Source organism: Streptomyces sp. MBT65 (assembly GCF_016612545.1).
Lineage (GTDB): Bacteria > Actinomycetota > Actinomycetes > Streptomycetales > Streptomycetaceae > Streptomyces.
Map to the genome: position 1 here is coordinate 1 of NZ_JAENRY010000435.1, position 10,540 is coordinate 10,540.

At 70.8% G+C, this 10,540-nt stretch carries 8 protein-coding genes; 7 read left to right on the plus strand and 1 reads right to left on the minus strand.

Features of this window, described 5'->3' with window-relative positions; translation table 11 throughout:
* Nucleotides 1–909: 909 nt before the first annotated feature.
* Nucleotides 910–2,529, minus strand: a complete 1,620-nt coding sequence (locus JHN63_RS47355) for an acyl-CoA synthetase (protein WP_200691331.1) — start codon at nt 2,527–2,529, stop codon at nt 910–912.
* A gap of 166 nt (nt 2,530–2,695) precedes the next feature.
* Between JHN63_RS47355 and JHN63_RS47360 the strand changes: the two genes are divergently transcribed.
* The 7 genes from JHN63_RS47360 to JHN63_RS47390 form a co-directional block, all read left to right on the plus strand.
* Nucleotides 2,696–3,496 carry a crotonase/enoyl-CoA hydratase family protein gene (locus JHN63_RS47360; protein WP_200691332.1) on the plus strand — a complete coding sequence of 267 codons (801 nt, stop codon included), beginning with the start codon at nt 2,696–2,698 and terminating at the stop codon, nt 3,494–3,496.
* 140 nt (nt 3,497–3,636) lie between these two features.
* Nucleotides 3,637–4,587, plus strand: coding sequence for a Zn-ribbon domain-containing OB-fold protein (locus tag JHN63_RS47365; protein ID WP_200691333.1), 951 nt, complete (start codon nt 3,637–3,639; stop codon nt 4,585–4,587).
* Between the two features lie 17 nt (nt 4,588–4,604).
* On the plus strand, nt 4,605–5,651 hold the full coding sequence (locus tag JHN63_RS47370; RefSeq protein WP_200691334.1) for a thiolase domain-containing protein: 1,047 nt from the start codon (nt 4,605–4,607) through the stop codon (nt 5,649–5,651).
* Nucleotides 5,648–6,814: a thiolase domain-containing protein gene (locus tag JHN63_RS47375; protein WP_019057880.1), complete on the plus strand. Its 1,167-nt coding sequence runs from the start codon at nt 5,648–5,650 to the stop codon at nt 6,812–6,814. Before JHN63_RS47370 ends, JHN63_RS47375 begins: the two co-directional genes overlap by 4 nt.
* Nucleotides 6,815–6,896: 82 nt before the next feature.
* On the plus strand, nt 6,897–7,139 hold the full coding sequence (locus JHN63_RS47380; protein ID WP_019057879.1) for a DUF397 domain-containing protein: 243 nt from the start codon (nt 6,897–6,899) through the stop codon (nt 7,137–7,139).
* A gap of 135 nt (nt 7,140–7,274) precedes the next feature.
* A complete protein-coding gene (locus JHN63_RS47385; RefSeq protein ID WP_200691335.1) occupies nt 7,275–8,180 on the plus strand; it encodes a universal stress protein in 906 nt (301 codons plus the stop codon).
* A gap of 174 nt (nt 8,181–8,354) precedes the next feature.
* On the plus strand, nt 8,355–10,540 hold a 2,186-nt coding region (locus JHN63_RS47390), incomplete at its 3' end, for an AAA family ATPase (RefSeq protein ID WP_234478776.1).

Sequence of the window (10,540 nt, forward strand, 5' to 3'; positions counted from 1 at the left end):
CAGCGGGCTCAGCGGGCTCAGCGGACCCTGTGGGCTTTGTGGACTCCGCAGGCTCGCCGGGCTCGGAGGTCCTGTCGGGCGTGGCGGATGCTGCGGGGTCAGCGTGTTCGCCGGACTCCGCGGTCTCAATGGCTGCGGAGGCCTTGGTGGGCGTAGCGGACAGCGGGGTCTCGGCGGGTTCCGCGGCTTTGACGGACTCTGCGGGCCGGCCGGGTTCGGCAGGCTCTGCGACCTCGGGGGAGTCGGGGGATTCTGCGGTTTCGCCGGACTGTGAGGTCTCGCCGGGCGCGGTGGAATCAGTGGGTCCAGCGGGTTGGGCGGGCCGTGCGGCCTCGGAGGACTCTGCGCCTTCGCCGTGCGCTGCGCCCTCGCCGGACTCTGAGCTCTTGCCGGGCACGGCAGACTCGCTGGACTCGCTGGACTCGCTGGACCCGCCGGGCGCGGCAGACGCGGCGGACCCGCCGGGCCGGGCGGGCTCTGCGGCCTCGGAGGACTTCCCGGTTTCGCCGGGTTTTGATGCCTTGCCGGGCGCGGTGGATTCGGCGGGGCCGGTGGGCTGGGCGGCCTCGGGCGACTCTGCGGTTTCTCCGGTCTCTCCAGTCGACTCGGTTGCGTCGATCGGCTCGTGTTGCTCGGGTACGCTCCCTGAGACCTGTCGCTCGGGCGTGTCCGCTGAGTCCTGTCGTTCGGGTGGGGCGGCCTCCGTCGCCGTTGTCGGGTCGGTCTCCCCGGTGGCCTTCTCGTGCGCCGATGGGTGAGAGCGAGTGAAGAGCGGCACCCGAACGTCCTTCCGTGCTGAGCCCGGTGACGGCATGGCGGACCTGGCCCGGGCCACCAGATTCGTCACCATCAGTACGGTCGCACGCTACCGGCAGTTCAAGTCGGCCTGCGCGTTGACCCACTGTTGACTCACTGATCTGCGGCGACCGCCACCTCCCGCGCCCACCGGTAGTCCGCCTTGCCGCTCGGCGACCGCTGGATGGACTCCGCGATCACCAGTTGGCGCGGGATCTTGTACCCGGCGAGATGGGTGCGGCAGTGCGTCTGGATGGCGTCCAACGACGGCCGCTCCGCACCCGCGCGGAGTTGAACGACGGCGGCCACATGGTTGCCCCACCGCACGTCCGGCACCCCGGCCACGAGCGCGTCGTAGACATCCGGATGCGACTTGAGCGCCTGCTCGACCTCCTCCGGATACACCTTCTCCCCACCGGTGTTGATGCACTGCGAGCCCCGGCCGAGCACCGTGACGACGCCCTCCTCGTCCACGGTCGCCATGTCGCCGAGCAGCACCCACCGCCGGCCGTCCTTCTCGAAGAAGGTCTCGGCGGTCTTCCGGGCGTCGTTGTAGTAGCCGAGCGGTACATGACCGCACTGCGCGACCCGGCCGATCTCACCGACGGCGACCGGTTCGTGCGTGGCCGGATCGACCACCTGCGTACGGGAGTTGACGCGGATACGGAAGGACTGCCCGGCCCCGGAATCGGCTGTGGCCGTGCCGTTGAACCCGGACTCGGACGAACCGTAGTTGTTCAGCAGCATCGTGTTCGGGAGCAGCTCCTGGAACTGCCGCCGCACCGTCTCCGACATGATCGCGCCCGACGACGAGACGCTGAACATCGACGAGCAATCGGTGCCCTTCATCGGCCCGTTGAGCGCGTCGATCAGCGGCCGCAGCATCGCGTCACCGACCAGGGACATGCTGGTGACCTTCTCCTTCTCCACGGTCCGCAGCACCTCCTCCGGCACGAACTTGCGGTGGATCACTACGCGTTGGCCGAAGTTGAAGCCGATGAGGGCCGTGAGCGTGGACGTGCCGTGCATCAACGGGGGAGCCGGGAAGAACGTGATCCCCGCCCCGCCGGCCGCGACCCGCTCGGACAACTCCTCCGGTTTCTTGACGGGTTCACCGGTCGGCGCGCCACCGCCGAGCCCCGAGAAGAACAGGTCCTCCTGGCGCCACATGACACCCTTGGGCATCCCCGTCGTACCGCCGGTGTAGATGATGAACTGGTCGTCGCCCGAACGGGCCGGGAACCCGCGCTCGGCGGACCCGCCCGCCTCCGCGTCCGTGAAGGCCACCGCCGGTACGTCCGGGGCGTCTTGGGCCGGTGTCCCCACCCGCACCAGGTGCCGAAGCTTCTCCGCACGCGGCAGCGCGGCCGCCACCCGCTCGGTGAACTCCGTGTCGAAGACCAGCGCCACGAGATCCGCGTCCCGGTAGAGGTACACCAACTCCTCTTCGACATAGCGGTAGTTGACGTTGACCGGTACCACCCGCGCCTTGAGACAGCCCAGCACCGTCTGCACGTACTCGACGCCGTTGTAGAGATGGAGCCCGAGATGTTCACCCGGGCGGATCCCGGCGTCGATCAGATGATGGGCGACGCGGTTCGCCGCCGCGTCCAACTCCGCGTAGGTCAGGCGGCGTTCCGCGCCCGTCCCCGGGTGGTCGATGTACACGAGCGCCTCGCGGTCCGGGACCACGTCGACGACCGACTCGAACAGGTCGGCAATGTTGTACTCCACCACTCCTCCTGAGGTCGGTTCGCCGGTCATCAGAGCAAAGGGCGCGGCAACTGTGAAGGGTCCGCGCAGAAGAAATCTGACTGAGTGTCAGAAACCTCTTGTACTGGCAGGGCACCTCCTGCAACCTGTTCTCGTTCCGGAGGCGGTACGGCGACGGGAGACGACCATGAGCGGTACGGAACACCTGACCGTGCGGCGCGAGGGCGCCACACTGGTGCTCACGCTCAACAGGCCCGAGGCGAAGAACGCGCTCTCGCTGCCGATGCTGGTCGGGCTCTACGACGGATGGATCGAGGCCGACGCGGACGACGCGATCCGGTCGATCGTGCTGACCGGTGCGGGGGGCGCGTTCTGCGCCGGTATGGACCTCAAGGCGCTGGCCGGCAAGGGCATGGAGGGGCAGCAGTACCGTGACCGGCTCACCGCCGACCCCGACCTGCACTGGAAGGCGATGCTGCGCCACCACCGGCCCCGCAAACCGGTGATCGCCGCGGTCGAGGGGTACTGCGTGGCCGGCGGTACGGAGATCCTCCAGGGCACCGATATCCGGGTCGCGGGGGAGTCGGCGACGTTCGGGCTCTTCGAGGTGAAACGCGGGCTCTTCCCGATCGGGGGCTCAACTGTCCGTCTCCAGCGGCAGATTCCGCGGACGCACGCGCTGGAGATGCTGCTCACGGGGCGTCCCTACAGCGCGCGGGAGGCGGCGGACGTCGGTCTGGTCGGGCATGTGGTCCCCGACGGTACGGCTCTCGCCAAGGCGCTGGAGATCGCCGAACTCGTCAACAACTGTGGGCCGTTGGCGGTCGAGGCGGTCAAGGCGTCGGTGTACGAGACCGCCGAGCAGACGGAGACGGAGGGCCTCGCGGCCGAACTCAAGCGGGGGTGGCCGATCTTCGACACCGCCGATGCGAAGGAGGGGGCTCGTGCTTTTGCGGAGAAGCGGGCGCCTGTCTACAAGCGGGCGTAGGCGCTCCGCTAAGAGGCCGGTTCGTATGTGCGGGTTCGTTTTGGCTAGGTGCGCCCACGCGGCGGAGCCGCATATGCAACACGGCCCCGCGCCCCTTGGTCGGGATGCGCAGCCCGCACTTTTCAGTCATAGGAGATGCCGTGCCCGAAGTACTCAAAGCCCCCCTCGTCCTCGAATTCCCCTTCACCCGCTCCCTCGGCCCCGTCCAGAGCGCCTTTCTCACCGGGCTGCGCGAGCGCGTCGTCCTCGGAGTGAAGACCGGCGACGGACGCACCCTCGTGCCTCCCGTCGAGTACGACCCCGTCACCGCCGAGGAGATCCGCGATCTCGTCGAGGTCGCCTCCACCGGCACGGTCACCACCTGGGCCTGGAACCACGAACCCCGCCGGGGTCAACCCCTCGACACCCCCTTCGCCTGGGTCCTGGTCCGCCTCGACGGCGCCGACACCGCCCTCCTGCACGCCCTCGACGCCCCCGGCCCCGACGCCGTACACACCGGAATGCGCGTCCGGGTCCGCTGGGCGGCGGAGCGCATCGGCGCCATCACGGACATCGCCTGCTTCGAGTCGTACGAGAACGAAGGCGACGAGGAACCCCAACCGGCACCCCACACCGGCGAGTTCGAGGACATGGTCACCGGCATCGTGGCCCAGGCCCGCCTCGACTACGTCTACTCGCCCGGCCGCGCCCAGACCGACTACATCCACGCGCTCTCCGAACAACGCACCGTCGGTGAACGCTGCCCCTCCTGCCGCAAGGTGTACGTCCCGCCGAGGGGTGCCTGCCCCACATGCGGGGTCGCCACGGCGGAACATGTCGAAGTGGGGCCGCGCGGCACCGTCACCACGTTCTGCATCGTCAACATCAAGGCGAAGAACCTCGACATCGAGGTGCCGTACGTCTACGCGCACATCGCCCTCGACGGCGCCGACCTCGCGCTGCACGGGCGGATCGGCGGCATCCCCTACGACCAGGTGCGCATGGGGCTGCGTGTCGAGGCGGTGTGGAGCGAGGGCGGTCGCTATCCGGACCACTACCGGCCGACCGGCGAGCCCGACGCGGACTATGACGCCTACAAGGAGCTGCTGTGATGCATGGAGCTGCCGCGATGCGTGAGATCGCCGTCGTCGCGTTCGCGCAGACCGACCACCGGCGCACCACCGACGAGCTCTCCGAGGTGGAGATGCTGATGCCGGTGCTGCACGGCGTCCTCGAACAGACCGGCCTCAAGACAGCCGACATCGACTTCACCTGCTCCGGTTCCAGCGACTACCTCGCGGGCCGCGCCTTCTCCTTCACCCTCGCCCTCGACGGCGTCGGCGCCTGGCCGCCGATCTCCGAGTCGCACGTCGAGATGGACGGCGCCTGGGCCCTCTACGAGGCCTGGACCAAACTCCTCACCGGCGACGCAGACACCGCGCTCGTCTACTCGTACGGCAAGTCGTCCCCCGGCTCCGTACGCGATGTGCTGACACGGCAGCTCGACCCGTACTACGTCGCCCCCCTGTGGCCGGACTCCGTTGCCTTGGCCGCCCTCCAGGCGCAGGCCCTCATCGACGCCGGCGACACCGACGAACCCGCGCTCGCCGCCGTGGCCGCCCGCAGCCGCACCGACGCGAGCGCCAACTCCCATGCCCAGGTGCGGGGTTCGGTGCCGCAGGGGGAGTACGTCGTACGGCCGCTGCGCACCGGCGACTGCCCGCCGATCGGCGACGGCGCCGCCGCCGTGATCCTCGCGGCCGGCGACCGGGCCCGTGAACTGTGTCAACGGCCCGCCTGGATCAGGGGGATCGACCACCGTATCGAGGCACACGGCCTGGGCGTAAGGGAGTTGACGGACTCGCCCTCCGCGCGGCTCGCCGCAGAGAAGGCCGGTGCTTTCGAACGGCCCGTCGACACCGCCGAGTTGCACGCGCCGTTCACCGCGCAGGAGGTCGTCCTGCGCAAGGCGCTGCGGCTCGGCGACGACGTGCGCGTCAACCCGTCCGGGGGAGCCCTCGCAGCGAACCCCGTCATGGCCGCAGGGCTCATCCGCATCGGCGAGGCGGCCGCCCGCATCCACCGGGGCGAGTCCGACCGGGCCCTCGCTCACGCCACCTCCGGGCCCTGTCTGCAACAGAACCTGGTCGCCGTACTCGAAGGGGATCCGCGATGAGCAAGGAGCCCGTGGCCGTCGTAGGGATCGGCCAGACCAAGCATGTCGCCGCGCGGCGGGACGTGTCGATCGCGGGGCTGGTGCGAGAGGCGGCCCAACGTGCCCTGGACGACGCGGAGTTGACTTGGGCCGACATCGACGCCGTGGTCATCGGGAAGGCGCCGGACTTCTTCGAGGGCGTGATGATGCCCGAGCTGTATCTCGCCGACGCGCTGGGGGCCGTGGGCAAGCCCATGCTGCGGGTGCACACCGCCGGGTCGGTGGGCGGGTCGACCGCGCTGGTCGCCGCGAATCTCGTCGCCGCCCGGGTGCACGGCACGGTCCTCACGCTGGCCTTCGAGAAGCAGTCCGAGTCGAACGCCATGTGGGGACTGTCCCTGCCGATCCCCTTCCAGCAGCCGCTGTTGGCAGGTGCGGGCGGGTTCTTCGCACCCCATGTGCGCGCCTACATGCGGCGCACCGGGGCGCCCGACACGGTCGGTTCCCTGGTGGCGTACAAGGACCGGCGCAACGCGCTGAAGAACCCGTACGCGCATCTCCACGAGCACGACATCACGCTGGAGAAGGTCCAGGCCTCGCCGATGCTGTGGGACCCGATCCGCTACTCGGAGACCTGCCCCTCCTCGGACGGCGCCTGCGCGATGGTCCTCACCGACCGGGCGGGGGCGGCCCGCGCACCACGTCCGGCGGCCTGGATGCACGGTGGCGCCATGCGGAGCGAGCCCACACTGTTCGCCGGAAAGGACTGTGTGTCGCCGCAGGCCGGCAAGGACTGCGCCGCCGATGTGTACCGGCAGGCGGGGATCGCCGATCCGCGCCGGGACATCGACGCCGTGGAGATGTATGTGCCGTTCTCCTGGTACGAGCCCATGTGGCTGGAGAATCTCGGGTTCGCCGAGGAGGGAGAGGGCTGGAAACTCACCGAATCGGGGGTGACCGAGCTGGACGGCGACCTTCCCGTGAACATGTCAGGCGGGGTGCTGTCGACCAATCCGATCGGCGCCTCGGGCATGATTCGCTTCGCGGAGGCCGCCCTCCAGGTGCGCGGCCAGGCCGGGGAACACCAGGTGGAGGGGGCCCGACGGGTTCTCGGGCACGCCTACGGCGGCGGATCCCAGTTCTTCTCGATGTGGCTCGTGGGCAGCGAACCCCCCGCCTCCTGAAAGGTCCCCCTCACGTGGCCTGTCGGCATCAGAAGTCGATCGCTAGGCTGGCCGCGGACGACGAATCGGGAGGAGCACGGACGTGGCCGAGAGCACCATCCAGCAGCACCCGCTTGCGGGCTGGGACAAGCCGGAGCTGGACCTCAGTGACGCCGATTGGCACTCAGGCAGCCGTGGACTGGGGGATGTCCAGATCGCTTTTGTCGAGGGATTCATCGCGATGCGCAACAGCGGCCGCCCGGAGAGCCCTTCCTTGATCTTCACGCCCGCGGAATGGGGCGCGTTCGTGTCGGGGGCGCGGGAGGGGGAGTTCGATCTGACGTGAGGGGCGTTCCGCCTCTCCGAGGTGTCCCACCTGTTTTTCCGGACACGCGACCTTGAGAACCCTTCTGGAGCCGACGCCTGAGCCAGGCTGGCCCCAGGGGGGGGAAGGTCCCGCTACTCCTGAGGTGAGGAACCCATGAGCACCCTGCCGGTCATCGCGGCGGTCGACGGTTCGGACGACAGCCTGCACGCCCTGGACTGGGCCCTCGACACGGCCCGTGGACGTGGGGCGCCGCTGCGGGTCGTCCATGTGTGGCAGTACGCCGCCGCCTGGACCCCGCCCGGCGTCCTGGTCGCCGGGCCGCCGGACCCGGCCGAGGACGAGGTGCTCGACCAGGTCCGTACGTATGTCGCGGACCGTGCCGACCGGCCGGTCATGGAGTACCTGCGGCTCCAGGGCGCACCCGGCGCCGTACTGCCCGAACTCGGTTCCACCGCGCAGCTGTTGGTGCTCGGCTCGCGTGGCCGCGGCGGCTTCGCCAGCCTGCTGCTCGGCTCGAACGGCATGGCCGCCGCCCGCGACGCGGACTGCCCCGTCGTCGTGGTGCCCCGGCCCGGCCGCGAGGTGCACGACGCGCCTCCGGTCGAACCCGGACCCCGGGTGGTCGTCGGCCTGCACGTGGACAGCCCCGACGAGACCACCCTCGCCTTCGCCTTCGCCGAGGCCGCCCGGCGCGGAGCCCGCCTCCAGGTCGTCGCCGCCTACCCATGGCCGCCGCAGGCCTGGGCAGCCGTGGGTGAACTTCTCCCGCCGGTCGTCGACCAGGACGCCATCGAGAACGAGACCCGCATCCTCAGCGAGGCCCAACTCGCCCCGCACCGCGCACTCCACCCCGACGTCCGCACCGAGCCGTACGTCGCCCCGGGCGACGCGGCCGGCCATCTGGTCGCCGCCTCGAAGGACGCGGACCTCGTCGTCGTGGGCCGCCACCGCCGCCGACTGCTCTCCCCGGCCCGCCTGCTCGGCTCGGTCACCCAGGCGGTCCTGCTGCACGCGGCGAGCCCGGTCGCGGTGGTGCCGCCCACCGCGTCGGAGGAATGAGGATCACGTGGGATCCGCGTCCCTACCATCTCCGCCGACTCAGGAAAACCGGTCGGTACGCCTTCGCCCACTCTCGGCTCGCGGCACCCTCGAAAAGCGTACGCTGAGGTCCCTGTAGCTCACGGTACGCGTTCGCTCCCCGCGCGGGCGCACCACCGTGGCAGGGGGTATGGGATGGGACAGCGGAGCGCACGCAGCAGAAGGACACTCTTCGAACGGGAGAGTGAACTCGCCGCCGTGGACGAGGCGTTGGGCGAGCTCACGGGTCTGCGCACGGACGGCGGTGAGCCGGGCGACCGCCGGCGCGGTGCCTTACTCGCCTTCGCCGGCCGGGCCGGCATCGGCAAGACCACGCTCCTCACCGAAGTGCGCCGCCGCGCCGCGGCCCAGGGCTGCACGGTGCTCTCCGCGCGCGGCGGCGACCAGGAACAGCGCGTCGCCTTCCATGTCGCCCGCCAACTGCTGCAACCACAGTTCGCCGACTCGGCCGACGCCGATCTCCGCACCGCGCTGGGCAGTTGGTACGACATCGTCGGCCCCGCCCTCGGCCTGTGCGCGCCCACCGAGGGCTCCCCGCCCGACCAACAGGGCCTGCGCGACGGCCTCGACTGGGTGCTCACCCACCTCGCGGTCAAGCGGGCCCCGATGGTTCTCGTCCTCGACGACGCGCACTGGGCCGACCCCGAATCCCTGGGCTGGCTCGCCGCGTTCGCGCCCCGCGCCGAGCAACTCCCCTTGCTGGTGGTCGTCGCGTACCGGCCCGACGAACTCCCTTCCCACGCCGAGTCGTTCAGGGGACTGCCCGGCCGGGCCGGCGGACGCCCCCTCGACCTCGAACCGCTCAGCGTCGCCGCCGTAGCGGACCTGGTGCGGGAGGCGCTCGGCGAGCACGCCGACGACGCGTTCTGCCACGAGTGCTGGGCCGTCACCGCGGGGAACCCGTTCGAGACCGTCGAACTCACCGCCAAGATCCACGACCGCGGTCTGAACCCCACCGAGGCCGGGGCCGACCAACTGCGCGACCTCGCCGCCGCCGTCAAGGGCAGCGGCCTCACCACCCGCCTCGAACGCCTCGGCACCTCCACCGTCCGCTTCGCCTGGGCCTGCGCGGTCCTCGGCACCGAGCCCCATCCGACGCTCGCCGCCGCCGTCGCCGGACTCGGTCACGAGGAGGCCGTCGACGCCGTCGACGCGCTGCGCGGCGCCCGCATCCTCAGCGGCGCGCTGACCGCCGCGGGCACCCTCGAATTCGTCCACCCGCTCATCGCCACCGCCGTCTACCGGGCCATTCCCGCAGGCGTCCGCGTGGCCCTGCACGGCCAGGCCGCCTGGTGCGTCATCGACGAGGGCCAGGGCCCCTCCGCCGCCGCCCGCCACCTCATGGAGACCCACCCCGACGGCGACAACTGGGTGGTCCAGCAACTCCGCGCGGCAGCGGGTGAGACCCTGCGCGCGGGCGCCCCCGACACGGCCCGCCGCTACCTCGCCCGCGCCCTGCGCGAACCCCCGCCCTACGACGACCGGGCCGCCGTCCTCTACGAACTGGGCAGCGCCTCCCTGCTCACCGAACCGGCGACCACCGTCAACCATCTCCGGGCCGCCCTCGAAGAACCCATCAGCGACCCCGGCCTGCGCCAGCACATCGTCTACCGGCTCTCCCAGGTCCTCGCCCACAGCGACCGCCTCGCCGAGGCCTCCGACACCCTCGCCCGCGAGATCCACGTCACCGACGACGCCCGCGTCAAACTCCGCATGCTCTCCGAGCAGTTCATGTGGGACGCCTTCCGCGCCGACGAACCCGACCACCCCTCGCGCTCCCGCCGCCTCACCAAACTCGCCGACCGCCTCAAGGGCCGCGACCTCACCGAGCGCTACATCATCGGTCTGCGCACCTGGGACGCCGTCCTGCGTGGTGAACCCGCGCATGTGGCCCTGCACCATGCCGAACGCGCACTCCATGGTGGCCTCGGCTGGGCGGAGGCCGACCGCGGCTTCGAGGTACCGGTGCTCGTCGCCCTCGCCCACATGTACTGCGACCGACCGGGCCGGGCGGAGGAACTGTTCGCCACCGGCATCGCCGACTTCGAGCAACAGGGCTGGCGCGGCGCCCACTTGGCCTTCGGCTACACCCTCCTCGGCTACCTCCGCTACCGGCGCGGCCGGCTCGCAGAGGCCGAGGACTTCGCCCGCGCGGGACTGCGCCTCGCCGAACGCGTCGGGCCCGGCACCCCCGTCTACTGGTACGGCACCGGCATCCTCATCGAGGTCCTGCTGGCCCGCGGCCGGGAAGGGTTCCGCGAAGGCGTGGTCCTCGGCGAGGCGCGTGGCCTCCTCGACCCGGCCGCGGGCCAGCAGGACCT

Excerpts from the sequence above, each read along its gene's own strand:
- JHN63_RS47385 (WP_200691335.1), top strand. The coding sequence starts at position 7,275 with ATGAGCACCCTGCCGGTCATCGCGGCGGTCGACGGTTCGGACGACAGC.
- JHN63_RS47370 (WP_200691334.1), top strand. The coding sequence starts at position 4,605 with ATGCGTGAGATCGCCGTCGTCGCGTTCGCGCAGACCGACCACCGGCGC.
- JHN63_RS47375 (WP_019057880.1), top strand. The coding sequence starts at position 5,648 with ATGAGCAAGGAGCCCGTGGCCGTCGTAGGGATCGGCCAGACCAAGCAT.
- JHN63_RS47360 (WP_200691332.1), top strand. The coding sequence starts at position 2,696 with ATGAGCGGTACGGAACACCTGACCGTGCGGCGCGAGGGCGCCACACTG.